General features: G+C 50.6%; 27 protein-coding genes. 20 read left to right on the top strand and 7 right to left on the bottom strand.

Annotation, left to right across the window (positions count from 1 at the left end):
• Positions 1-10 precede the first annotated feature (10 nt).
• The gene (locus tag H7F08_RS15650) at positions 11-139 is read left to right on the top strand and encodes a hypothetical protein (RefSeq protein ID WP_254892803.1); all 129 of its coding nucleotides are present in this window, start codon (positions 11-13) and stop codon (positions 137-139) included.
• Between the two features lie 113 nt (positions 140-252).
• Positions 253-708 carry a DUF3617 domain-containing protein gene (locus H7F08_RS04400; RefSeq protein WP_010637556.1) on the top strand — a complete coding sequence of 152 codons (456 nt, stop codon included), beginning with the start codon at positions 253-255 and terminating at the stop codon, positions 706-708.
• A gap of 8 nt (positions 709-716) precedes the next feature.
• Here H7F08_RS04400 and H7F08_RS04395 read toward each other — a convergent pair whose 3' ends face one another.
• Complete coding sequence (locus H7F08_RS04395; RefSeq protein WP_024893094.1) at positions 717-1,613, bottom strand: LysR family transcriptional regulator; 897 nt, start codon at positions 1,611-1,613, stop codon at positions 717-719.
• Positions 1,614-1,734: 121 nt separating this feature from the next.
• Between H7F08_RS04395 and H7F08_RS04390 the strand changes: the two genes are divergently transcribed.
• From H7F08_RS04390 to H7F08_RS04355, 8 genes are all read left to right on the top strand, one after another.
• Positions 1,735-2,922, top strand: coding sequence for a TDT family transporter (locus H7F08_RS04390; RefSeq protein ID WP_031575999.1), 1,188 nt, complete (start codon positions 1,735-1,737; stop codon positions 2,920-2,922).
• A gap of 54 nt (positions 2,923-2,976) precedes the next feature.
• A complete protein-coding gene (locus tag H7F08_RS04385; RefSeq protein ID WP_193639971.1) occupies positions 2,977-4,278 on the top strand; it encodes an OprD family outer membrane porin in 1,302 nt (433 codons plus the stop codon).
• Positions 4,279-4,381: 103 nt separating this feature from the next.
• On the top strand, positions 4,382-4,939 hold the full coding sequence (locus H7F08_RS04380; RefSeq protein ID WP_193639970.1) for a DsrE family protein: 558 nt from the start codon (positions 4,382-4,384) through the stop codon (positions 4,937-4,939).
• A 129-nt stretch (positions 4,940-5,068) separates the two neighbouring features.
• Positions 5,069-5,587, top strand: coding sequence for a hemerythrin domain-containing protein (locus H7F08_RS04375; protein ID WP_193639969.1), 519 nt, complete (start codon positions 5,069-5,071; stop codon positions 5,585-5,587).
• 1 nt (position 5,588) lies between these two features.
• Positions 5,589-5,942, top strand: a complete 354-nt coding sequence (locus H7F08_RS04370) for an amino acid permease (RefSeq protein ID WP_227487806.1) — start codon at positions 5,589-5,591, stop codon at positions 5,940-5,942.
• 44 nt (positions 5,943-5,986) lie between these two features.
• Positions 5,987-6,625: an alpha/beta hydrolase gene (locus H7F08_RS04365; protein WP_193639967.1), complete on the top strand. Its 639-nt coding sequence runs from the start codon at positions 5,987-5,989 to the stop codon at positions 6,623-6,625.
• Positions 6,626-6,704: 79 nt separating this feature from the next.
• Positions 6,705-8,228: a DHA2 family efflux MFS transporter permease subunit gene (locus H7F08_RS04360; protein ID WP_193639966.1), complete on the top strand. Its 1,524-nt coding sequence runs from the start codon at positions 6,705-6,707 to the stop codon at positions 8,226-8,228.
• Positions 8,229-8,283: 55 nt separating this feature from the next.
• A complete protein-coding gene (locus H7F08_RS04355; protein ID WP_031573333.1) occupies positions 8,284-8,709 on the top strand; it encodes a universal stress protein in 426 nt (141 codons plus the stop codon).
• Between the two features lie 232 nt (positions 8,710-8,941).
• On the opposite strand, the gene H7F08_RS04350 is transcribed toward H7F08_RS04355, so the two are convergent.
• From H7F08_RS04350 to H7F08_RS04340, 3 genes are all read right to left on the bottom strand, one after another.
• Positions 8,942-9,715, bottom strand: coding sequence for a DUF2202 domain-containing protein (locus H7F08_RS04350; protein WP_193639965.1), 774 nt, complete (start codon positions 9,713-9,715; stop codon positions 8,942-8,944).
• Between the two features lie 35 nt (positions 9,716-9,750).
• The gene (locus H7F08_RS04345; RefSeq protein WP_207650568.1) at positions 9,751-10,188 is read right to left on the bottom strand and encodes a PadR family transcriptional regulator; all 438 of its coding nucleotides are present in this window, start codon (positions 10,186-10,188) and stop codon (positions 9,751-9,753) included.
• A 475-nt stretch (positions 10,189-10,663) separates the two neighbouring features.
• On the bottom strand, positions 10,664-11,401 hold the full coding sequence (locus tag H7F08_RS04340; protein WP_024894535.1) for an SDR family oxidoreductase: 738 nt from the start codon (positions 11,399-11,401) through the stop codon (positions 10,664-10,666).
• A 217-nt stretch (positions 11,402-11,618) separates the two neighbouring features.
• Here H7F08_RS04340 and H7F08_RS15830 point away from each other — a divergent pair, with 217 nt between their 5' ends.
• From H7F08_RS15830 to H7F08_RS15720, 10 genes are all read left to right on the top strand, one after another.
• Positions 11,619-11,690: a hypothetical protein gene (locus H7F08_RS15830; RefSeq protein ID WP_368072878.1), complete on the top strand. Its 72-nt coding sequence runs from the start codon at positions 11,619-11,621 to the stop codon at positions 11,688-11,690.
• Positions 11,691-11,859: 169 nt separating this feature from the next.
• Entirely contained in the window at positions 11,860-12,072 is a 213-nt protein-coding gene (locus tag H7F08_RS04330; protein WP_024894536.1) for a hypothetical protein, read from the top strand.
• Positions 12,062-12,283 (top strand): hypothetical protein, encoded by a 222-nt coding sequence (locus H7F08_RS04325; protein WP_024894537.1) that lies wholly within the window; start codon positions 12,062-12,064, stop codon positions 12,281-12,283. The genes H7F08_RS04330 and H7F08_RS04325 overlap by 11 nt, the downstream gene beginning before the upstream one ends.
• Positions 12,284-12,621: 338 nt before the next feature.
• On the top strand, positions 12,622-13,875 hold the full coding sequence (locus H7F08_RS04320) for a type II secretion system F family protein (RefSeq protein ID WP_024894538.1): 1,254 nt from the start codon (positions 12,622-12,624) through the stop codon (positions 13,873-13,875).
• Positions 13,865-14,437, top strand: a complete 573-nt coding sequence (locus H7F08_RS04315) for a GspH/FimT family pseudopilin (RefSeq protein WP_193639985.1) — start codon at positions 13,865-13,867, stop codon at positions 14,435-14,437. The genes H7F08_RS04320 and H7F08_RS04315 overlap by 11 nt, the downstream gene beginning before the upstream one ends.
• Positions 14,437-14,988 (top strand): type IV pilus modification protein PilV, encoded by a 552-nt coding sequence (gene pilV, locus H7F08_RS04310; RefSeq protein WP_193639963.1) that lies wholly within the window; start codon positions 14,437-14,439, stop codon positions 14,986-14,988. The genes H7F08_RS04315 and pilV overlap by 1 nt, the downstream gene beginning before the upstream one ends.
• A gap of 80 nt (positions 14,989-15,068) precedes the next feature.
• Complete coding sequence (locus H7F08_RS04305; protein WP_193639962.1) at positions 15,069-15,872, top strand: PilW family protein; 804 nt, start codon at positions 15,069-15,071, stop codon at positions 15,870-15,872.
• The gene (locus tag H7F08_RS04300; RefSeq protein WP_193639961.1) at positions 15,862-16,518 is read left to right on the top strand and encodes a PilX N-terminal domain-containing pilus assembly protein; all 657 of its coding nucleotides are present in this window, start codon (positions 15,862-15,864) and stop codon (positions 16,516-16,518) included. The genes H7F08_RS04305 and H7F08_RS04300 overlap by 11 nt, the downstream gene beginning before the upstream one ends.
• Positions 16,519-16,520: 2 nt before the next feature.
• Positions 16,521-20,015 carry a PilC/PilY family type IV pilus protein gene (locus tag H7F08_RS04295; RefSeq protein WP_193639960.1) on the top strand — a complete coding sequence of 1,165 codons (3,495 nt, stop codon included), beginning with the start codon at positions 16,521-16,523 and terminating at the stop codon, positions 20,013-20,015.
• Positions 20,016-20,028: 13 nt separating this feature from the next.
• On the top strand, positions 20,029-20,541 hold the full coding sequence (locus H7F08_RS15720) for a type IV pilin protein (protein WP_319803962.1): 513 nt from the start codon (positions 20,029-20,031) through the stop codon (positions 20,539-20,541).
• Positions 20,542-20,807: 266 nt separating this feature from the next.
• Here H7F08_RS15720 and H7F08_RS04285 read toward each other — a convergent pair whose 3' ends face one another.
• From H7F08_RS04285 to H7F08_RS04275, 3 genes are all read right to left on the bottom strand, one after another.
• Positions 20,808-23,324 carry an ATP-binding protein gene (locus tag H7F08_RS04285; RefSeq protein ID WP_193639959.1) on the bottom strand — a complete coding sequence of 839 codons (2,517 nt, stop codon included), beginning with the start codon at positions 23,322-23,324 and terminating at the stop codon, positions 20,808-20,810.
• On the bottom strand, positions 23,306-24,391 hold the full coding sequence (locus H7F08_RS04280; RefSeq protein ID WP_193639958.1) for an HD domain-containing phosphohydrolase: 1,086 nt from the start codon (positions 24,389-24,391) through the stop codon (positions 23,306-23,308). Before H7F08_RS04280 ends, H7F08_RS04285 begins: the two co-directional genes overlap by 19 nt.
• Positions 24,381-25,274, bottom strand: an 894-nt coding sequence (locus H7F08_RS04275; RefSeq protein WP_193639957.1) for a GGDEF domain-containing protein, incomplete at its 5' end; no start/stop codon positions are given. The genes H7F08_RS04280 and H7F08_RS04275, both read right to left, overlap by 11 nt.

Below are 25,274 nucleotides of genomic sequence, written 5' to 3'. Positions count from 1 at the left end.
GAGACGGAGAATGAAGCAGTGGTTGGCCCTGATAATTATCGCCCTGTGTTTCTGGGGAGCTTTTGAAGTCAGTCACCACTGGCTGGTGCAGCATCCCGACCATCCTGACCAGCGCACCTTAAAGGTCATTTCTCATTAGGTAAAGGCTGTTACGCAGAGGTGTTTTTAATATCGTAGCCACGCATATTTGTGTTACATTTCTGGCCGTCCAGAAAATTTTTTGAGTCTGCAGATATTATCAAGGGAAGCCTTATGCGCCGTTTAGGAATCGCCATTTTATTACTGGCTGGAGCCAGTTCCGTTTCTGCCTTGGCTGCCGATGCGCCCATGCAGCCGGGGCTCTGGATGATGCATGTTTCTGGTACAACGAAAGTCTCTTCGCCGCCAGTCAGTACGCCCATGGAACGCAGTATGCAAATTTGTGTGAAAGCCCATCAAAAACCGGAATCCGTTTTTCTGCCTGCGGGAAGTGATCGCTGTACCGGCAGTCATAAAGTTTTGCCCGATGGCAAAACCCAATGGACTTTTCACTGTCAGGCACCGGGGGCCTCCATGACCCAGGTAGGTTGGTTTCAGACCAGCGCCCGTCATCTGAATTCGCACTGGGTCATTACTGCTATTGTGCATAGCGAGGCTCATTACGAAACAGTGACTGATATGCAAATGCAGGGCACTTACCTCAGTGCCCACTGTGGAAAAGTCAAATAAGTCGCTAGTTAAACAGAAGGCTGGCGCAGCAACTCCAGAAAAGCTCTGCTGCTGTGGCTGGCTTCCTTGCGATATAGCACCGAGAGGCGATGACGAATTTGCGGTTCCGTATTCAGGGTGATCAGCCCCGGACGCTGCCCACCACTGTCATTCAGTGCTGAAACAAAACTTACCCCCAAACCGCAACGTACAGCATCACGAATAGCCGCGAGACCACTCAACTCATAACGGATTTCCGGATAAATTCCGGCATCTTTGAGGGCTTGCAGAGCATGCTCGCGAATGCCTGACCCTTCTTCTCTCCATACCAGTGCGGTGGACCCCAATTCCTGCAAAGGTAATGGTTTTTGCGCCATCTGCAGCCAGTGCGGGTTTTCCGGTGCCAGCAGGACAATAGTGGTTTCCCGGAGGGTTTCCTGAACCCACTCGCTCTGTGCAGGCGAGGCCAGATCATCTTCTACAAAAACCAGATCAGCCTGATCGCGCATGGCCCTGGCGGCGCGGCTGTTGGTGGCTATGAGGCGCAGAGACACCCCTGGATATTGTTGCTGGAACCGGGCAATGGCTTGAGGTAGCAGGGTTTCCGCATTGCTGTGGCTGGCGAGAATGGATAGCGAGCCACGCAGCATTTTTTCGGTGTCCTGACAGAGATGGCGGGCGTCTTCCAGGGCATTTTCGATTTGTTCGGCAATGCGTAACAGCGCCATCCCCATGGCCGTAGGGGTGATACCGTGGCGATTTCGCTGATAGAGCGGTTCTCCGACAATTTCCTGGAGGTTTTTGAGACGGTGAGAGACTGCGGGCTGGGTCATGAACAGACTTTCTGCCGCCGCATGGAGATTGCCATGGCGCGCCGCCTGGGCCCAGACCAGCAACAAAACAGGATCAATACGCTGATGCAGCATAAAAGGGCTCCAGTATTTTAGAAATTACCTGTGATTATTATAACTATGAAAAATTAGCATTAGATGAATATCCTGTCCAGGTGCAAGCTAGCTACAAATTCATTGCATCGGAAAAATCGTCATGAAAATCCTTGCTGAAGTTCCAGGAAATGATCCCAGGGAAATCATCCGTCATTTCACACCCAACTGGTTCGCCGCCAATATGGGTACGGGCATTTTGGCGCTCATGATCGCCGAGTTTCCTTATGGCGACTGGGGTCAGAAAATCTTTGCACAGGGTTTATGGACCATTAACGTATTATTTTTCGCACTGTTTGCCCTGCTGTTTCTTGGGCGGGCGGCGTTTTATCCCGCCAGCTTTCGCCGCCTCTTTCATCATCCGGTGCAGTCCCTTTTCATTGGTGCCATCCCCATGGGTTTCGCCACCATCGTCAATGGCATGCTGATTATCTGGCCGGTCACGGCGTTGTCCCTGCAAATCACCAATGTCATGTGGTGGGTGGATGTGGCTTTGGCGCTGTTTTCGGTGCTCCTGGTGCCGTACTTCATGTTTACCGCCCAGGAACACAGCGTTGAAAAAATGACGGCTGCCTGGCTGTTGCCCATTGTTCCCCCGGAAGTCGCAGCGGCCAGTGGCGGGTTATTGGCGCAGCATTTGTCCCCCGCGTTGGGAAGCACCGTCATTTATGTGAGTTATCTGCTCTGGGCCGTTTCGGTGCTGCTGGCCATGGGGATTCTAGCTATCCTGCTTTTACGCCTGACCCTGCACAAGCTCCCCCATCAGGACATGGCGGTGTCCGCCTGGCTGCCTTTGGGACCCTTGGGAACCGGTGCCATGGCGATGATTACTCTGGGTTTGGCCGATCAGAAAGTCTTTGCGGGAACGACCCTTGCGGGAATGGGTGATTTTGGTTTCATGGCAGGCCTCTTTGTCGCCCTGATTCTCTGGGGATTCGGGCTGTGGTGGATGCTGATGGCGGTATTTTTTACCCTGCGTTATCTGGGCGAAGGTCTGCCTTTCAATATGGGCTGGTGGGGTTTTACCTTTCCCCTGGGCGTCTTTAACGCAGCCACCTACCTGCTCGCCAGGGAGACCAACTGGAGCGTGTTTTTACCCTTGGGAGCGCTGTTCACCATTGCTTTGGCCTTTTTCTGGGTCATTGTGACCCAACGCAGCTTTAAGGGCATGTGGAGTGGGCGCCTGTTTCGTGCGCCCTGCCTTTCCGCCGAAACAGGATTGCCGGAAGCCTGTGCTATCCAAAGTACGCCGCTTCTGACGGAAAACGACCTCAGTGAAATGAGGGATTAGAAGGATCTGAAAAAATCATTCAGAACTTTGTCGTAATAAAAGGAGATATCAATCATGAAATATCCAATGATCGCTGCTGCTGTAGGCGCTTTGCTCATGGGACCTCCAGTGGCCCAGGCCGATACTATGCCCCATGCGGAGCATTACCAGACGATTCAACAGTTTCTGGAAGCCGGCAAGGTCACCGGGAATATCCGTTCCTACTACTTCAATCAGCTTTATGGCGGCAGCCCATTACCCAATAAGTATGCCTATTCACTGGGCGGCATGTTGAAAGTGCAAACGGCGCCGCTCTATGGCTTGAGCGCCGGTGTGGCTTTTTATACGGCCAATAGTCTGGGTGCCAATGATCTGAATGCTCCCGGTTATACCCATCTGGATGCGCTCTTGATGGGGGAAAAAGACAGTCTGAATGTGCTGGGACAAGCCTATTTGCAGTATCAGGATCGCTGGTTGAAAGTGAAAGCCGGAGACCTATTGCTACATACCCCCTGGATGAATCCGTCGGATGCTTTCATGATTCCAAGCACCTTCCAGGCGGTCACCGTGCAGGCCAACCCCATTCACAACCTGCAACTGATCGGGATTCGCGAGTTTCGCTTTAAAAACCGGATACAGGGGAATTATTATCAAGAGACCCTGCTGAATCAAAATCCCATTTATCCCGATATGCCGGATCATATGGATGGCACACTGGCTTTCGGGGTGAAAGCGCATTGGCAGGGCTTGAAATCCAGCGCCTGGTTCTACAAGTTTTACGATTTGGCGAATCTGTTTTACGGTACTGTCCATTATGGAGTGTCCGGCTTGCCCTATGGCTTGAAGCCCTTCGCCGACTTTCAGTATGCGCGGGAATGGGCGGACGGAGCGCAATACGCGGGTCCCGTCAACGCGACCGTATTTGGTGGCATGGTAGGTCTGCAAACGCCTTTGGGCCAGGTTTTTGCGGCCTATGACGAGATCCCCGGTCGCAGCCCGTTTTCCATGGGTGGCCGGACTTTGTATAACGGCGGATTTGTTTCCCCCTATACCCAGCAGTACAGTGCCGATCCACTGTACACCAGCATCATGGATTATGGGCTGGTCTCATCTTCTGCGGCGGGACATGCCTGGAAGTTTGGCTTTTTGATCCATCCCCTACGGCAATTGCGGATCAAGTATTCCTACAGCATGTATTGTACGCATCCCTACCTGCCGAACGTAGACGCCAACTATCTGGATGTGACCTATACCCCGGGAGGATTCTGGAAGGGATTATCTCTGCGTAACCGTCTGGCTATCGATCATAGCAATCCCTATGCGAACTATCAGGGAACCTTTATTGATGATCGTTTGATGTTGCAGTATGTATTCTGATGTGACAATGGCTTTTCTCCTAAGAAGAGCCAAAACAACGCTTACTATTGATGTATTTGATTAATCTTTTACCGAAACTGCCCATTAACAATGGAGCCTTAAGATGATATGGAATAATTACTTACTAAACAGCCTGCACAGAGTTTGTACTTTTGAGGTATTGAATCAAGCGTTCACACGTAGAAGCAGATCTGCAACGACAATCAAAGCCGCAAAAGAAAAGCCTACGAAATGGCTTATAACCATTCTGCTTTGTTATTCACTATTGCTCAGTTATGGGGTGGCGTGGGCTGCCGATGCGCCTGCTTGGGGCCATGGACCTTACCGAATGCTCTTTGAAGTCGACTCAGCAAAACCATCGGCATGGTCGATGACTCTTGGTGCAGTCGCTCACATCGTCCACAAGGTCGGCATTCCACCTGCCCGGTTGGAAGTGTTGGCCTGGGGGCCTGGCCTGCAAATGCTCTTGAAGAATGCTCCAGATGCCATGGAAATTAACATTTTACAGATGCGTGGAGTCCGCTTCGTAGCTTGTCAAACATCCATGCGTCGACTGCATATTACGGCGCGTCAGTTGGCTCCCGGAGTGAGTGTAGTGGCTGGAGGCATGGCAGAGCTGATGAAACGTCATAATGAAGGTTGGGCCGAAGTCAAAATGTAAGGCCTGGTTGCAATGTTCCCAAAACCTACGTAATCACCACCCCCCTGCCGCTAGCACGATTAAGAATCGTGACGCAGGGAGAAACACAGACGTTTTCCTTCTTTCCCGACGCAAAGGAGTACCTTTATCATGTCACTTTTTGTTACTGCTCCTGACTTTGATGATCCTATTGGTCTACTGCTGGCCTGTCATAACAAAATTTTGAGCCAATGCGAAACACTGGAACAGTTGCCTGCACATCTGGTCAGTCACGGACCAGATGAGGAAGCCAGGCAGGCTGCTGGGCGTGTCCTCAAATATTTCTGTCAGGCTGAACGCCTTCATCATGACGATGAAGAACAAAATCTTTTCCCTCTACTCACTGCTCACCACAATTTTCCAGAAAACCTACGCGCTCCCTTACATAATCTGAGCCTACAGCATCGTGATCTAGAAAAAGCATGGTCAAAACTTTCTCAAGATCTGGAAGCGATAGTGGCCGGAAAAGAAGTTCATCTTTATCCAACCGCTTTCATCACTATGAATCGCGCCCACATTATCCTCGAAAACAATGAAATCTTTCCCGTAGCCCTACAATTGTTGTCGAGAGATACCCTGGTCGAAATTGGTGCGGCCATGCGACCACGTCATGTCGGGCCACACACTTAAAATGTCGAGATACCTGCTCATCCTGGTCAATACAGCATTTCTGCTGCTGACCTCTCTGGCCGTTGTACTCTATTGCTTCATGTATCTGTTACTTTTTACGGCTGCTATCCGATTGCGTTACACGCATCCAGATGTGCCGCGACCCTATCGCGTTCCGGGTGGCCGCAACTGGGGGCTCTGGCTGGTTGCCGGAATTGGCTTTATGACTTCACTCGCCTGTCTGTTTATCGGCCTGATCCCTCCGGGACATATGGCAGAGAACATTTATGCTCCCGCCATGATAGGTGCTTTAATTCTCATGATTCTTATCCCGTTGGGTTGGTATCGCTATCGAAGGCAAATTGTGCCAGCTTAATGGGTTGTAGATCGATATTTAACTCTCTATAAGGAGATTATCCCATGCCATCCTCTCTTTCTTCACAAACCATTTCTTTCTGCACGACCGATAGCGTAAAACTGGAGGCAGATATTTATCCTGCGCAGAATCCCTGGTGTGTGATGGCCCATGGTAAAGCCTACGATAAAAATGCCTGGAAACCCTTGGCTGTGGATATGCAACAGTGGGGATGGACCGTGCTGGCCCCGAATTTCAGAGGATATGGTCTGTCGGAACGGGGAGATAATGCCAGTTATGATCAGGATATCTTGGCCAGCATAACCTATGCACGCAGAGAACGCGCCAATCCAATCGTTCTTTTGGGCGCTTCCATGGGCGGGATCGCCGTTATCGCCGCGCTTGCAGAAACGGAGAAACCCGTGGATGCCGTCATATGGCTATCCCCTGCGGGAGGGGAGGAATATTTGCCACTTCTGGCCAACAAGGCGGCTCATGGCCTGTTGCTTTTCAGTGAAAATGAGGCTTATGCGGCCCCTGCCCGAGAAATCGCGAGTCACCCCCCTTTTCCTATTTCTACGCGTAGCTGGCCCGGCAGCCTGCATGCACACCAACTGTTGAATGATCCCGATTCCGGGCCTGAAGTAAGGACAGTCATTCAGGACTTTTTGGCCAGCCTCTACAATCCAATGCGTCACGCTTAGCGCAACGACTGCTTAATCGACATATTATGGCTGAGACCGCAGGGGCATTGCCGAGATGCGTAAATAAGCTATGAATGGCATGGATACACCAAAGTCGGAAAGCCGTTACTCCAACGAAACGGGGAGCCCACATCTTCTTGCCATTACCATCGCCGTAATGGCTTGCATTATCATGAATGTCCTGGACATCACGATTGTCAACGTGGCATTGCCGCATATGGAGGGATCGCTTCACGCCAACAGCAATCAGATTACCTGGGCACTCACTACCTACATGTTGGCCATGGTTATCGTGACCCCGCTGACCGGATTGCTGGTCGAACGTTTCGGACAACGGCAGCTCATACTGTGGAGCGTGGCCGGCTTCCTGGTCTGCTCGATCATGAGCGGACAATCCCACAGTCTCACGGAAATTGTCTTTTGGCGCTTCATGCAAGGGGCTCTGGGGGCATCGCTCGTACCGGTCGGACAGGCGATTTTGGTAGAAGCCTATCCTCGGGAAAAACGAGGAGTAGCCATGGCAACTTTGGGCATGGGGACCATGCTCGGTCCGATTGTTGGCCCCGTGCTCGGTGGCTATCTCACCCAGGACCTTTCCTGGCGCTGGTGTTTTTACGTCAATATTCCCATTGGCCTCATCGCGTTCACCATGCTGTTGCTATACATTCCCAGTTTCGGCAAAAGCGAGCATCCCCGGCCGATTGATTGGCTGGGTTTCATGTGGATGGCTATCGGTCTGGGGGCCTTGCAGATGATGCTCAGCCTCGGAGATCAGGATGGCTGGCTCAGTTCTCGTTTCATCATCATTTTGATGTTACTGGCGGGCATGGGGATTTTGTTGTTTGTACTGCGCTCGCTCAATGTTTCCCATCCACTGGTGAATTTGCGTCTCCTTAAAGATCGCTCCCTGACTCTGGGCAGTGCAGGAATCGGTTTATTCGGTTTGGCGCTTTATGGAACCATGGTGATATTGCCCATCTACCTGCAAGATTATATGGGCTATGAAGCGCAAACCGCAGGGTTGGTCATGGCCCCGCAAGGGATAGGCTCCTGGGTTTCCATGTGGATGGCAGGCAGACTGCTTAATCATGGGGCCAACCCGCGCTGGATGATTCTGGCGGGCGTCGGTCTGGGGGCCACGGGCACCTGGTTGAGTCTCTCCTACAACCTGCAGGTGAGCCCTTTCTGGATAATCTGGCCTGGGGTTATCCGTGGTCTCGGCCTGGGCCTGGTATCCATTCCTCTATTCACACTGGCTTTTGCAACCCTGAGCAAAGAACAGACACCCGAAGGATCGGGGATATTCAATCTGATGCGTAATCTGGGAGGCTCTGTGGGTATTGCTATCATTTCCACCATTATGACGGAAGAAGCCCAGGAGGCCTGGAATCAGATGGGTGGACATATCAATCCATTCAGCGCGGCACTGCCCCGCTATTTGCGTGATGCCGGATTACATCAGGGAACGCTGGCTTGGCAGGTACTGGGACAAACTCTGGCGCAACATGCAGCAATGCGGGGGATACTGGATGCATTCACGTTCCTTTTCTGGAGTTTCATAGCGGTCATATTGATTGTGTTACTCATGAAAAACAAAGCATGATCGTCAACTACACAAAATTAATGCGTTAAAATCGACAGATAAGGAGGGTGAACCGATGTTTAAAAAAATCTTGCTGGCAACAGACGGTAGTGATGCTTCTGAAAAAGCAACAACAATCGCTATTGGGCTAGCGCAGGAGCAAAAGGCCGAGTTGTTGATTGTTCATGTGGTAGACCTCTATGCAATGTATTTCGCCACACCAGAATCCATCGAGTTTCTAGTCAGTTCAGGTCAAAACATACTCAACCTAATAGAAAAACGGGCTCAAAAGGTCGGCGTAGTAACCCATACCAAACGGCTACAGACCGATGAAGGCGGAAATCACATCGGTGAGTTAGTCCTTGGCGAGAGTGCCGCCTGGGAGGCTGATCTTCTCGTGGTGGGTAGCCATGGCCGTCGTGGTTTGAACCATTTCCTCATTGGGAGTGTTGCCGACTGGATATGTCAACGCGCCCGAATACCCGTACTTTTGGCGCGGTAGTGTGAATTTCGCGCAGTCATTCTGGTCAAACTTTTGCGTTTGGCCGTGCGATGAATTAACGAAGATGACAGAGTTCAAGTGACATGAGTAATGTAATGCCAATCATAAATGCAATAAACAATAAGTTATGGATTACATTATGTTGATGCCGGCACCTGCCAAGTCTTATGGACTCATCGTATCGGTGATGTTCACCCTGCGATGACCATCACCGACCAACTGCTCCTGTTTTTCAATGGCACATTTCGTGTGCAGACAGACCTGTACGTTCGAATTCAGCAGAAGACAGATGCTGCGGAACATAGTCGATAGCAAGCTTTTGTTTCCACCGATAAAAGGCCCGTAAGTGATTGCGTGAGCCCCGCTCTAATTCTGCATAGACCGCAAGGATTTCCGGTTTATTGGTGCGTCGGGCCACTTTTTGTAGGTCGGCTATATCGAGTTCTTCAATCAATAACCCAACGCGAACGGCGTCTGCCTCGCTCCGTAGTCCCTGATTAATCAGATCATCATACAATGCTTGCAAATCGGCACGATAGAATTGTCCAACTGCCAACCCCCGAGCCGGATCAGATTCCCCATAATGCTCAAGCAAAGCCAGCATCGCGTCCATGTGCACTTGTTCCGAACCGGTAATATTTTGGAAAGGACGGATACCCCAGCGCTCGTATAAGCGAATATAAACGTCTCGCGCAATTTTTTCCTCCTCTCGCATCAACAGCAAGTCGGAGCGTTCTTCGCTCGTCAATAGGCCACGCGGTGACGCAGCGATGTCGGCACGAATTTGCGCAAGGTGCGCTGCGCGCTGCTCCGCATGTTCATTTTCCATGAATTCAGACTCAGTAGATGTGTTTGTGCTCGCATTAAACCCGTGTTGATCCATTCGGCGGCTATTTCCACGGCCACCATTTCCACGACTGCCATTTCCACAACCGCTTGACCTCATCCGGCTTTCACCAGAACGCTGATCGCCGAACTGTGAACAAGACTTTTTATTTATATTCATTATGTTACCCCTTTAAACATCATTTCAGACCTAATTCAGAGGGTCTGAATCTCTGTAAGTGCCTCTTCAAGAATCTTCTTGATCCTTTGGAACTGCTCCGGGACCAAAGGAGAGGCTTGTATTCGTTGAATAACTGCATCGCGCAATAAATGGAGATGTTCGCGTATCTGTTGCGCGTCTTCACTGCATCGGGTCGCGATCCGTTCTTCGATGGCCACAACCATCGCGCGATTCTGTTCAAGAAACGCTTGCCCTTGTTCAGTGATGACGTAAAGTTTCTTGTTTCCCTCAAGAATTACAGAAACATGGCCAAGATCTTCGAGCATTGCGAGCATCGGATAAATCATCCCGGGACTCGGACTGTAGATCCCCCCGGATTGTTGCTCTAACAGCTTGATCAATTCGTATCCGTGACGTGAATGCTGGGCAATATGCTGCAGGACGACGTAACGCAGCATGCCCGGATCAAGCATACGAGATCTCCGTCGGCCTTGCCCTGATCTGTGGCAAGGCCCGGAACATTTTCCCTCTTGGTCATTGGATAGTTTCATGGGAACCGCCTTTTAGATATATCTAATTATGATATATCTTATAGGGTGCCGTGAAAAATACAAGATCATCACCATTACTCAGGGATAATTTGGGGTAGATCCATTCCGCTGCAATGGAAGAAGCCAGAGTAGCTTAAACATTCACTCTTTTGTCTTGACTAAAGGGATCCACTATACGTGGGGAGAGGCGCTGGTCAGCAGGTCGTTGGTTCGATCCCCTCATAACCCACCAAGTAAAAACAGACACTTAGAAAAAAAGTTGCTCGGTGTCTTTTTTTGGTGCCAACCGAAGGCTAAACACATACAGAAAAGCAGAGCCATCAAAACGCAAGTCGGTCGTCACCGCCAACAGCGGTGACTGACGTCATCATGGGATTGATTTCAAAATAGGAACATTTCAAATGGTAACCAATGGGCGTATGGCATTAAACCCACCATCAACAGATAAAATCTGCCCCGTAATTTGTGCTTCTTCAAGCAAAAATAGAATAGCCTTTGCAACTTGATCTGGCTGGATCAGCTCACCAAGAGGATACTGTTTTTGAGCCATTTTACGGCTTTGTTCATTGCGCAATAAATGCGCCGCAGCTTTTGTATCCATTAGGCCTGAGCGAACTGCGTTAATGCGAATTCCGTCGCGGGCATGTGTGGCGGCAGAAGCCCTGACGAGCGATTCAAGGCCACCTTTGGCAGCAGCAACCGCTTCATGAAAAGCGACTCCACTCTCTGATACCACTGATGATACGAAAACTGCGCTCCCACCGTTATCACGTTTTTTCCGAAGTGTCACAAATGCCTTTAACATAAAAAAGGCAGAGTCGAGATTGGCTGCAAGACAAGCCCGGTATTGTTCCTCAGATGTTTGTAATAACCCGGCTAACAGAAAAGAACCAGCCAGATGTGCTAGTCCTTCAGGAACTTCATCACGCTCCTTGAAAAAATTAATCACCGAACCTGTACCCGTCATAGTCGATACATCGGCCTGAATAATCGTTATTTCTGATGACTCAAAAATAGCAGGTAAATCTTTTTGACGAGTGACTGCCAGTATCCGCCAGTCACTCTTTAATGCTAAACGAATAAAAGTTTCAGCAAGTGAACCCGAAGCACCAGTTACAATCAACCAAGGTTTCATACAATTTCTCCTGCGAAGAATGGTTATCGTTTCTGGTGTCATTGATTATTTTTTCATTTCTATGATCCTATATGGATTTGTTGTTTCTGAATAGAGGAGAACAACTGATACTTCCATAATATTATTTTACCGATCAAAAAAAATATCTATCGCTGAAATGTCCACATGAAGCAAAATTTCCGATGATGATTTTGGTGCGGGTTATGCGGGATTCAATTTGCTGGCGAACTACCTGCCCGATTATATCAAACTCGACAGAGGGCTGATTATTGATATTGATCGCCACTAACGTCGTCAGGCCATTGTCCATGGCATACAACTGACCTGTCGGGAACTGAATATTGGCATTCTGACAGAAAGTGTGGAAACGCTGCATTAAAAACGGAACATTACTCATTTTTTATGGTCTACACATGTGGTATTTTAATTTTTTGCTCAAAATATATAAGGAGGTTTTGATGGATCTTGAAAAACAGTCTGATGGCACTTTTCGACTGAGGATGAGCAAAGCCGAGGCTGACAAAGTGTCTGATGCCCTGCTTAAAAAAGCAGGGGATTTTAATCGCTCCACGCTTGATTTTGCCTATCTTTCTGCAGAAGCAGTGCTTTCCATGGATAATGAATTCCGTCAACCGAAGTCATTTTATCAAGGAGAATCTCATGCAGGTTAATATTGAAGATAAAATGGTCGTTGCCACAATGACCGCGCGAGAAGCGGGCAAGATTATGGAATCACTGGATAGCATGCCATCCTTACCGGCAGACCTGAAGCCTTTTCAGGAAGTTTTTAAAGGAATCAGCATTCCAGACAAAAGAAGGGGAGAAGTCCGGCATGAATGGGGCGATCCTCTTGATTTGGATCCAGATATCGGCCCAGCGTAACGAAAAGGCCGCCAATGGGCTTCGCCTGCAACAACTAAAATAGGGTGGTCATCCAGGTCATCCATAAATTACACTTATTGTTTACCGTAGTGCGTGTGCTTGGGTAGTTCATATACTACTCAGCACGTGCTGTGGCTATCTGTCCATCCCATCCAATACGGCCTTACGCTCTTTCCCCACCTGTATGCTGAGCTACCAAGCAAAACCCAGTCGGACAAAATTGAACTACAGCCCTTTCGTATTTTCAAGGAACCATGAAATTCATGGTATCCCACTCCTTGCAAAATAATGGGTATGTGCTAATTGGGAAGGAAGACGGGGATGGACAAGGTGAACAGATGGCAACAGCACTAGGAAAAAAGGTGGCGGTGAAAGAGGCGAAAACCTACGACTTTGTCTGGGAAGCCACCCTGCCCGGTGCCAAAGACAAGAAAAAAGGCGAAATGAATGCCGCCAGTGCCAATGTGGTGCGGGTAGCTCTCCGCAGACAGGGACTGGTGCCGGTTACAGTGCGCAAAGTACCCCAACCGTTGTTTGGTGAAAAAGGCGTCAAGGAAGCTCAACTGGTCGTCATGGTCCGTCAGCTTTCCACCATGATCAACGCCGGAGTTCCGCTGGTACAGGCTTTTGAACTGCTGATTAGCGCCACCCAGGGTGCAGCCATGAAAAAACTCCTTAAGGGTATCCTTAAGCATCTCAAGGAAGGTGAATCACTTTCTCAGTCCATGGCGCATTTCCCCAAGTATTTTGATCGACTGTTTGTGTCCTTGATTGCCGCCGGTGAACAAGGCGGTATTCTCGACACCATCCTGCTGCGTCTGGCCGAATACCGCGAAAAAACCCTGGCCCTCAACAAAAAGGTCAAGTCCGCCATGTTTTATCCAGCAGCCATCATTACCGTGATGCTGGTGGTGGTGGTGATTTTGATGATTTTCGTCATTCCGGTGTTTTCGCAACTGTTCAGCAGCTTTGGAGCCACCCTGCCCCTGCTCACCCAGATTGTCATCAACATTTCCAACTGGATGAAAAGTCACTGGTATATAGTCGTACTCCTGCCCATTGCCGCCGTGTGGTTATTCATTTTTGCCTACAAGCGCAGCCTGCCCTTCAAAACCGTCATTGACCGGATTTCCCTGAAAATTCCAGTACTGGGTGACATTTTGTTGAAAGGGGCCGTCGCCCGCTTTATGCGCACCCTGTCCACCATGCAGGCGGCGGGCGTGCCCATTCTGGAAGCGCTGGAAACCCTCTCGAAAGTTTCCGGCAATGTAATTATTGAAAACAGCGTATTACGGTCCCGCGATGACGTCGCCGCCGGTGGTCGCATCAGCACTCGCCTCAAAACCGATGGAGTCTTTCCCATCATGGCCACGCAAATGCTGTCCATTGGCGAAGAAACCGGCGCCATCGAAGTCATGTCCGGCAAGGTGGCGGATTTTTACGAAAACGACGTAGAAGAATCCGTCAATCGCCTCTCCACCCTCATGGAGCCTATGATCATGGTGGTGTTGGGTGTGATTGTCGGCACCCTGGTGGTCGCCATGTACATGCCGATCTTCAAGATGGGCGCGGTGGTGACGCATGGGGGGTGAGGGTCAACTCCAAGTCGGACTGACATTGATTGAGCTCATGGTCGTCATTGCCATGGTCGCCATTGTTCTCGCAATTGGCATACCGGAATATCAGAATTTCACGCGATCCAATACCTTGTTGGCGGAAGTGCATACCTTAAAAGGCGATATTGCTCTGGCGCGCAGCGAGGCTGCGACGACGGGTAGTAATGTGGTCATTTGTCCGTCGGGTGATCCAACCAGCGCAAACCCCAGTTGTAGCGGTACGAATCAATGGAATACTGGCTGGGTGGTCATGGCCCCAACCAACAGTAGTTGCTCAGACACCAGTGGCGCGCCCTTTAAAGTCCAAGGTGCTTTCTCCTCCCAAAATACGGTGGAGTTTTCTCCCAGTTCAAATGCACCTACGTCGTTATGCTTTAACCGCAACGGCTTACCGGCCACTAGCACCACCGCCAACACCCTGTCCGGCATGTTCGTCTTCAACACGCCCGACAACAATGCCGATGATCGTCTTTGTCTGGCGATTAATGGTACGGGCCACATGAATATTCTCGCCAACGGTCAAAGTGGGTGCAGTTGATGAAAACAGGACACCGCATCATCGGCATGCTGACCACAGGCAGATACGGCGATCAGGGATTTAGCCTGATTGAGGTGATGATTTCACTGGTCATCATTGCCGTGGGCATGTTGGGCGTTGCCGGTATCATGGCCCTGTCCATGAATAATGATACCAGCTCGCGCTTGCAGAGTCTGGCGGCACTGGAGGCGACCAGCATGGCCACAGCCATTCAGGCCAATCAGGCGTATTGGGTCAATGGTGCGGGAGCCAGCAGTAGCCAGACTGCGCCCACAAGCAGTTCTCCAGATTGTGATGGCACGACCGCCTGCACGGCCTCTGCTATCGCCACCGAGGACTTGAGCAACTGGGGCTATACCATTGCCCAATCCCTGCCCAACGGCACGGGCACGGTGGATTGCAGCACCCAAGCGCAGACCGGAACCAGCCCCGCTGCGACTACCTGCAGCATCGGTATACAGTGGCAGGTCAACCAGATGGCGAATGACCATCAGGCAAGTACCGCTGCCACAGTCTCGACACAAAGCTACGTACTGGTGGTGCAGCCATGATCCGATTAGGCAAGCTCAAAGTGCATATATTTCCGCGCTCGGCAAAAGCTCCATTCTCCTGTCCGCCAGGCTATTCGTTGATGTCAGCGGATGAAGCCGGATTAGGCATTGTCGAAGTGCTCATTTCACTGGTGTTGGGCATGTTGCTCGCCATTGCATTGTTTACTGTTCTGCATGGAACACTTTACGGTGCCATTTCTCAACGCGGCATGTCTGCCCTACAGGAAGCAGAACGGCGAGCCGTCAACAATATTCAGCAGGTCGCGCATTCAGGGGGATATTTTGTGGTTAGTCCTACCCTGAGCACAGTCGGGCCAACGCCCTTGTCTACGTTACAGGCCAATACCGCACTGGTTGCTTCCACATATGCGTCGCCTTACGGAACATTCGCTCCAGGGCAATATATTGATGGCGTATCTTCATCAAATTCATCCGGAATGGGCGATGTTTTGAACATTCGTTTTCAGTCCGCCGAGAACGCCAACACTAACGAACCAACCACCATGAATTGTCTCGGCCAAACGAACAACAATAGTACGACACCCATTTACTACAATAACAGCTATTTTGTGGACCCCAACACACAGAGCCTAGATTGTGCAGTAAATGGTGGTACCCCGCAAATTCTGGTTGGCAATGGGAGTAACGGCGGCATACAGGTTCAAAGCATGTCTGTACTGTATGGGGTAGATACAAATGGATCGGATTCGGTAACGGCCTATGAAACAGCGAGTCAGGTGAGCAACTGGTCTAATGTGTTGACGGCGCAAATTACACTTAACTTCAACAATCCACTCTATGTCGCTACCGAGAACAACGGTCAACCGCAAACCATTCCCTTTACATTTCTGGTAGATTTTATGGGAGCAGGCGGTGTCAACTGAAATCCAGCAAGATCAAATAATTGGCAGGTTATCCGAGACCGTAACGCCTAACGACGGATTGCTCCTGACACCTGCCTGCGGACAGAAAGAGTCGGGTTATATTCTGGTCGTCAGCTTAGTGGTCATGCTTTTGTTGGCCATTATTGCCCTCTCCTTGCTGGGTAGCAATGCCATTCAGGAACTCATTGCCGGCAATCTTTCTGAAAAAACCCGCGCTCTGCAAGCCGCCAACAGCGCCCTGAACTACGCAGAAGGTTGGGTGACACAAAATCCATCTGCAGGAATTGCATGCACTCCAGGTACGACTCCTACCACTCCCGTGGTCTGCAACATTAACAGTCCAACGCTGGGAACCCTTGATCCCAATGACCTGACCGTACCAACCACTAACGGTGCCGCTATTGGCACGATTTTTCAGCCACCGGGGATGACCGTAAGCACCAGTGGTGGGTCCAATACGGTCTACCAACTACCCCGCTTTTACATTCAGTATGTCGGACTGGTATCAGACAGTGGCGGGACCGTAACTGGCAGCCTCTACAAAATTACCGCTGCCGGTTATGGAGGCAACGCCAACGCTGTTGCTATCGTGCAAGCGTATTACCGAGTTTATAATAGCCCATCCACCGATGTCATGGGACCGTGAATATGAACAACATCAAAGGTTGCAATAAGCAGCAGAAACTGCTCATCACATTAGCTTTAGCCGGTTCGTTATGGTATTTGGCACCGACGGCGCAAGCAATTACTGTTACTGATAATTTTACAGGGCAATCTGCTAATTTACCTTGGCTGGCTCTCGGTGATGCCTGCTTAACTGCAGGAAGTGGATCTGGAACTATTCCTTCATGCAGTACAACGATCGGAAACTTAACTGGTTCCAATCAACCCAACACCTATCAGAGTGCAATAACGGCTCCAACTGGTTCAGGTGCTCTTATATTAACACCAAATATAAATAAACAAGAGGGCGCCATTATTGATCCAAACCCTTTCCCCAGTAATGCGGGTGTTACTGTCACATTTAATACCTTTACTTTTGGTGGAACCGGAGCAGATGGTATCGGTTTTTATCTACTGAATGGTGATGATGCCAGTGCAGTTCAAAATAAAAATTTTAGCATTGGTGCGATTGGAGGAAGCCTAGGTTATAGCTGCTCTCAAAATTCAAGCAATGAATCACAGCCTAACGGCATCGCCAATGGATATTTAGGTCTAGGTATTGATGAATTTGGAAATTTCGTTAATCCGAATGACAACACGAACTCTGGGCCTGGTTTTATACCTAACAGCATTGCCATGCGCGGTTATGGAAACGTAAACGAGGCATCAATAGCTAATGCATTAGGAGGAACTTCTGTATCCAATTATGATGTAATGGGAACCTGTCAAAGTGGTGGAAATATACAAACTGGTTGTAGCTATCAATATGTGTGCACACAAAATTATTTTGGACGATGCTATAACTATTCATCTGAACTAGTTTGCCAAAACAATACCAATAAATACCTACCAGACTACAAATATATCCCTAACAGTGAAGTTACTTTACCTTCTAATCAACCCATCGCTAATACCAATGCCACGAGTGCAAGTACAGCCACTCCCATCAGTTATAAAATAACCATAACTCCTGCAGGGCTTCTTTCATTTTCTTATAGTTACAATAATGGGGCATATCAACAAGTACTTAATAACCAGTCAATAAGCAGTTCAAATGGACCCATGCCTTCTTCATTTCTTTTTGGTTTTGGAGCATCGACCGGTGGTGATAACGATTTTCATGAGATCACTTGTTTTCAGGCTGCACCGGCCAATCAGTCCAGCTCATCGGCTAGCGTCAACGTACAAGAAACTGGAGAACTACAGACCAGTTCACAGGTATTTCTCGCTTACTATAGCCCAGATAACTGGTGGGGACGGTTGACAGCACAACAAATTAATGTGAACTCCAGCTCAGGTGTAGTGACGGTCAATCCCGAAGTGAATTGGGATGCCGCTTGTGTATTGACTGGTGGCGTTTGCGCATCGACGTACAATGTTGGTACCACACAAGACCCTACAGGTTACACACAACCTACGTCAAGCACACTAGCACAATATTATAAATACGATGAAACCTTACCTGCATTAACCTGGAATGGCAGCAGCGGAATTTCTTTCAACTGGAGTGCCCTGAATTCTTATGAACGAGGCTGGCTCAATGGCGCTTACGCAACTTCAGGTAACGGACAACACCTGCTTCGCTATTTGAAAGGTGATACCAATACAAATTATGAGGCTACAAGCTATAATCCCGCTGATTCAAGTCCACAGTTTCGTATTCGTACAGAGATACTAGGCGACATTATCAACTCCAGTCCTACCTGGATCGGCGGGCCAGATGAAGGTCTGCCGGCAACCTTTAGTAATGCCATCAATCCCAGCGCCGCATCAACGTTAAATACAGCAATAGGAACGATAAACACGTATCCCGCTTTCGCAAATACCGAATCAGACCGCCTTAACGTCGTTTATGTGGGTGCCAATGACGGTATGCTGCACGGGTTTGCAGCAGGTTCCTACAGCAGCAGCGGCTTTGTCTCTACGAATAATACCGGCCAGGAAGTACTTGCTTACGTGCCCTATGCGGTTTTGCAGAGCTTTAACAGCGAACTCAACACGGCCAACGATTATGCGTATCCCGATTACGGCCATAACTTTTATGTGAATGCAACCCCGGCTTCGGGAGATGTTTTTTATGGCGGGAATTGGCAGACCCTTTTAGTAGGAGGGATGGGTACAGGGGGGCGCGGTCTGTATATGCTCAACGTGACGAATCCCAGTCTTTCTAATGCAGAACCTGCCGACGTGCTGGCAGACTACACCTTCGCCAACCAAGGCCTAGTGCCGTCTAACGCAACAACGCCCACGCCTCCTGGATGGGATGGAGTGAACGTCAACACAGGGACAAATAGCTATGCTGCTACGATGGGTGATCTCTCTGGCAAACCTATTATCCGTCTTATGAACAATGGTGATTTCGCCATCATCAGCGGCAATGGAACGAATAGCGATGATGGCGAAGCGGGGATTTTTATCTTTTTGGTAAAACCTTCTGCCAGTGGGTTTTCTATTTATAAAACCATTTTCCTGGGAACAGGAACGGGGAATTCAACAACTCCTGACGGTATTGACTATGTCTCTTCCGCCGATCTCAATGGGGATCATTTCGTGGATTACCTATACGCAGGGGATACGGACGGCAATGTCTGGCGTTTCAACGTGACCGGCAGCTCGTCAGCGAGCTGGGGGGTTTCCACTTTTGGCAAAAACGTACCGACGCCACTGTTCACCACAGCAACCGGTCAACCCATTACCACCAGAATTCTGGTAGACACGAACATCGCACCAAATGGTTCTCCACAAGTGATGTTGCAGTTCGGGACGGGGAATACTATTCCACTGACCAATACTTCGCCAGCTACTTACGCCACCACGCCACAGGCTATTTATGATATCTGGGATGGCGGCATGTCCACCTGGAATGGGTTGTCTGGAGCCACACAGTATAATGCATGGCCGAGTGGTACAGCCCTTCCATTAACCCCTGGAGATTTACAGACCAACATTATCACCAATACAGGAATAGCCAGTAACGACAACCAGGCGGTCAATGTCTCCTCAAACAGTGTTTGCTGGGCGGGCAGTGGCTCCTGTACCGGCAACAACGCACAATACGGTTCCATGCTCGATTTGCCATCTGTTACCAGCAGCGGCACCACGCTTTATCAGCAAGTCACTTATAACCCTTCCCTTGTGGAAGGTGCCGCAGTTTTTGATACGACCATACCACCGTACAATAATGCGCAAACCTGTACGAATGACCTGCAAACTGGCTTCACTTATGCGTTTAACCCTTTGACAGGTGGCGCAATTGCCAACGGATTTTTCCGCAGCTCAGGCACCAATAGCGCGGCGATTACCTTAGGGGGTATTCCTGTTTCAGGACTGCAATTAAATGCGACGGGTTCGCCCACAGTGGTCAGCGCCAATGGACAGTCTGTTATGGTACAGCAAACTGTAAGTGGTACTCCGGTGGCTACCGAGGTATTTCCCGTCGGTGGCATGGGCAGCCAGATCAACTGGATAGAGCTACGATAAAGGACTGAAGCCTATGGAATCACGATCCAACACATATATCGATCCTGCGGTGGTCATTTCTAACCAGCGCTGCAATAAACGGGATTATCAGCCAAAATGGTGGCTCACCTGGAATAGAGTTCCACCCCGAATGGTGTTTCAACCTGATTGGGGCTTTACCCTAATTGAACTGATGGTAGTTATTGCCATTATCGGTATTCTGGCGGCAGTCGGGATTCCCATATATACCAGTTATTTGCAAACCACCCGCATGGAAGATGCCAAATCGACCATTTTGACGGTCGCCGCAGCGGAACAAAAGTATTATTCGACTAATAATGCTTATACCACTTGGACAAACTTGGGTTATGCCAGCGTGCCGAATACGGACTATTATACTTTCACCTTAACGCCTACTACTACTCCGGCTGCAGGATTCACCATTTCCGCGACTCCAATAGGTTCACAAGCCAGTAGTTCTTGTGGGACACTTTCAGATAACAATCTGGGCGTCGAAACGAGTAGTAGCGGTAGCGATTGTTGGTGATATGATTTTGCTTGATTATCCATTCAATAGACCGACGCGGTAGCTTACCCGTTAGCAGATAGTCGGCCTCCCACCCGCCCAGAGCTTTTATGTAGCTGAATAGATGAACGTCAAAACCAACGTATTGATTGACATGCCATCCTTACACCTAATGTTCGTGCTGTGAATGGTCCTTGCACAGTGAAGGATTTGCGGATGATGGACAGGCTGATCGCCAGACAGTCGGCCCGGCATGCCGAAACAGTCTGAATCAGGCGAGTGCAGGGTCATCGTGTCTGGCGCTGGCCGTCGAGATAGGCGGTGAGTGCCCGGCAGGTTTTATGGAAATTTTGCTGGAGTGCTGCGGAAATATTCAGGATTTCAGCACCGCTCATTGCATGGGGTTTCAATGCCTCCGCCTGTAAGCAGTTTTCCAGCAGGGCGTGGGCGCCCATTTGCACGCTGCTGCCTTTCAGGGCATGAATGGCATCCTGATAGCCGGGGTAGTCTTCCTGCTGCAGGGCTGTCTGTATGACCCGCAGTAACTGTTCACCATCCTGGGCAAAATCGCGCAGGATCTCCGCCAGAAATTCCGGCCCACCCAAATCCACAATCCCCTGCAATGCGGACTCATCAATCAAGGCCCCGGAACGCGTAGCGGCCGCTGAAGCCGTGGTCCCCGCCGGCGCTTTTGCGGAAGCCGCCCGGGGTTGGCACAATCGGGCAATCTGGTCCAAAAGCATACGGGCATCCACCGGCTTGGTGAGGTAAGCACTGGCCCCGGCTTCCAGACAAGCCTGCATGGATTCGGGCGTGGCATCGGCGGTGAGCATGATGACCGGAACCGGATGCGCGGTTTCCATCATCTGATAGGCTTTCAGGACATCCAGTCCGCCCTTGCCGGGCATGTTGCGGTCGAGAATCAACAAGTCCAGAGGAAAGCTGCTTTCCGCCAGAATATCCAGGGTTTCTTCGCTATCGCTGGAAACGCGCACATGGTGTCCCGCCTGCCGCAAAATTCCCTGCACCACTTTCTGGTTAATGATATTGTCTTCGGCAACCAGTATGGACAGGCCTTTTTTACCCTGGCTTTGCTGATAATGATCATGCAGAGAAACAATATTGTTGCCCATGTTTTCCCGGGGGTTCTGCACGGTATGCACCAGGTTGAACAGCATTTTTTTGTCGATGGGCGTCGTTAAGACCGCACTGAAGCCCATATCCTGAAAATAGCGGTCAAAACGCAAGGAGGCATCGCTGACCAGCACCCAAGGTGTATGACCTATCAGTTGCTCGTCACGGGCGAGGCGCGCGAAATGATCGACGGCCATATCCATCATTTGTTGATCCACAAAGACCTGCCCGAAGCTTTTGCCCCGGTTTCCGGCACTACGCAGCAATTCCAGGGCACGATGGGAGCTGTCTGTTTGTGTACTGGGAATATTCCAGGTTTTCAAGGCATTCCCAAGGGCTTGTCCCAGCGCTGGATTGGCCAGAATCAAAACCGGCGTCTGTTTCGCCCGATTCACCACGGTTTCCTGAAGCGTTTCAGGTTTTTCAGCCGGTTGTAAGGGCAATTCAAACCAGAACCGGCTGCCTTTGTCGGGGACACTTTCGACCCCTATCTGCCCCCCCATTTTTTCCACCAGTTCCTTGGCAATGGTGGTCCCCAGCCCCGTTCCTTCCGCATTGTTTTGTGTGGCGTTATGTACCTGGGTAAAGGCTTCAAAGAGGTGTTCCTGGGCCAATTCGCTCAGTCCACAACCCGTGTCGATCACTTCAAAACGCAGGCGAATTTCACGATGCGTCATGGGCAGACTGCGCACCTTGATTTCTATGCCACCCTGTTCCGTAAATTTGATGGCATTGCCGATCAGGTTATACAGAACCTGCCGTATGCGTCGGGTGTCTCCGCGCAATAGATCCGGGGTGGACTCCGGGGAATCCCAGACCAGATACAGGCCTTTTTTCTGGGCCAGTACCAACAGGGACGAACAGGACTGGTCCAGCAAGCTGCGCAGGCTGAAATCTATGGGATGTAACTGCAGCTTTCCGGCTTCTATTTTGGAAATATCCAGAATATTTTCGATGAGTTCCAGCAGGGTCCGGGAAGAGTTTTGAATCAGCCCCGTGATTTCGGTTTGTTCGGCCGATAGGGACGTTTCCCGAAGGAGTTCACTCATGCCCATGACGCCATTCAGCGGCGTGCGTAATTCATGACTCATTTTGGCCAGAAACTGGGATTTGATGAGACTGGCCTTGCGTGCTTCTTCAATAGCGCCATTCAGACGCGAAATGAGTTTGCTCATGTATAAAAACAGGACCCCGAAAATAATCAGGGTCGCCACCAGGGCGTGACTGTCGCCGATCCACAGATTGCGGGGGTCTAAAACCGAAAAAATACCAATCATACTGATGAAAGTGGCGGCCACCGCATAGCGGGTCCCAAAGCGAAAGCCGTTACCAATGATAACCCAGGGATAAATACCCAGCAGTGGTAATCCGGCAATACCCGCACTGGCCTGGATCAGATAGGTGGCCATACCGACATCCATGCACATTCCGATCACGCGACGCAAAGGTGATTTTTGCGGCCAGACCCAGATGCTGGCCAGCAACAGCAAGATCGCCGAAAAAAATACCAAAGCGGTCTGATTCAGACTCTGCAGGCTATCCTGTTGATTGAACCAGCTGGTGTAGGGATAGGTGTACACATAAGCATATAAAGCTAGGCCCATCAGCAAGCGAACGCTGGCCTGCTCCAGTTCATTGCCGGGGTTTAATCCTAAGGATGGGCGGCGCATAAAAGCCTCTGAATTTTTTGAATTTCCGCATATTGCTGAAAAAAGGCCTGCACGCATTGGGGATCAAAATGTTGACCCGACTGCTCCCGGAAATACGTCTGTATTTCTTCGGTAGTCCACGCCCGTTTGTAGGGGCGCTCAGAAGCCAGGGCATCAAATACATCGGCAATGGCGACAATGCGCGCTACCAGGGGAATCTCCTCACCCTGCAATTGCCGGGGATAACCGCTGCCATCAAACTTTTCATGATGGCCCCCGGCAATGACGGCGCCCAGTTGGGTATAAGGCGAACGGCTGGCGGCCAGAATGTCCTGACCAATTTGCGCATGGGTTTTCATGATGTCGAATTCGGCCGCAGACAGCTTGCCCGGTTTCAACAAAATCGCGTCGGGAATGCCGATTTTGCCGATGTCATGGAGCGGCGCGGCCAACTCAATCGCCTCACACTCACTCACTGGTAGCTGCAACGCCTCGGCAATGCAGCGGGCGTAGCGGGCCATGCGGGTAACATGACATCCGGTTTCGTTATCCCGGTATTCGCCGGCACGGGCCAGGAGCATGAGGGTTTCCTGTTCGCGCTGGTGGACTTCTGCGGTGGCCGCCGCCACCTGGTTTTCCAGCCATTGCGACCGATCCCTGAGCAGTTTTTGCTGGGACCGCAAATGCAGCAGATTACGGCAGCGGGCCTGACACTCCACCGCATCCAGCGGTCGGGTTAAAAAATCCGTGGCCCCGGCTTCCAGGGCCTGATAACGAATTTGGATATCCTGGATGACGGTAACAATCACTAGCGGCACGTCACTGCAGCCCGGCAGGCGCCGGACCTGACGGGTAAACTCCAGACCATCCATATCGGGCATTTTATAATCCACCAGAATCAAATCGGGTGGCTGGTTCTCAAGGGTGGCCAGCGCCTCCAGGGGGCTGGCAAAACTGTCCACCCGCAGATGCGGGGAGAGTTCCTGCATGATTTTTTCGAGAATCTTGCGACCGGTGGACTGGTCATCGACAATGACAATTCGGGTCTGCAGCTGGGTATCCTGCGCATCACGTTTCTCAACTTTCATCTGCATCGCTCCTGTTTACCGATACGGGGTCCGCACTGGAAGGTTTACGGGTGGTTTCGTCGGCATTCTCTTCCATCACGCACAGCTCCCAGTAACGGGTGCGCTGGCGTTTGTTGGCCTTGGCGCGATACAGGGCCTGGTCGGCATAGCGCAGCAGAGTCTCGAAATCGTCGGCGTAAACACTGTTGGACAGGCACACGCCCATACTCAGACGCACCCCCACCACCACGCCGGATTTGAGGTGAATCGGTTCATTGATGACGACCTCGATTTTGACCAGAATCATTTCCAGTTCCTCGAAGTTGTTGAAGCCTTCAATCAGCAGCACAAATTCATCCCCACCCAGACGCGCCACATAGTCGCTGCGGCGCAGGGCGGCATGCAGGCGGCGGCCCACTACGCGCAACACATGGTCCCCCGCCTCGTGGCCGTAAAGATCATTGATGGGTTTGAAATGATCCAGGTCGATCATGCAGATGGCCAGGGCGTCGTGGCCGCGCTGGACGCGGGGTAAGGTAACGGCCACCTGGTCCATGAGCGCGCGCCGGTTACCCAAACCCGTCAGGCGGTCATGGCAGGCTTCGTACTCCAGCTGTTCGCGGGCCAGCCATTCGGCGGTCACATCGCGCTGAATGCCCACATAATGGCTGATGGCGCCGGTACGCTGGTAAATAGGGATAATGCTTAAATGGTTCCAGAAGGTCTGGCCATCGCGGCGGTAATTGAGCAGGCGGCCGTTAAAAAACCCCTGACCACAGAGGGCCTCGTCAATTTCAGTCAGGGTCCGGGGGTCGGTACGCGGGCCTTGCAGATGGTGCAGCCCGAAGCGGCTGATTTCCGCCAGGGTATAACCCTGTCTCTTATACACATCTCCGAGCCCACG

This window comes from Acidithiobacillus sp. HP-11 (assembly GCF_015100075.1).
Classification (GTDB): domain Bacteria; phylum Pseudomonadota; class Gammaproteobacteria; order Acidithiobacillales; family Acidithiobacillaceae; genus Acidithiobacillus; species Acidithiobacillus thiooxidans.
This window is presented reverse-complemented; position numbering and strand designations above follow the sequence as displayed.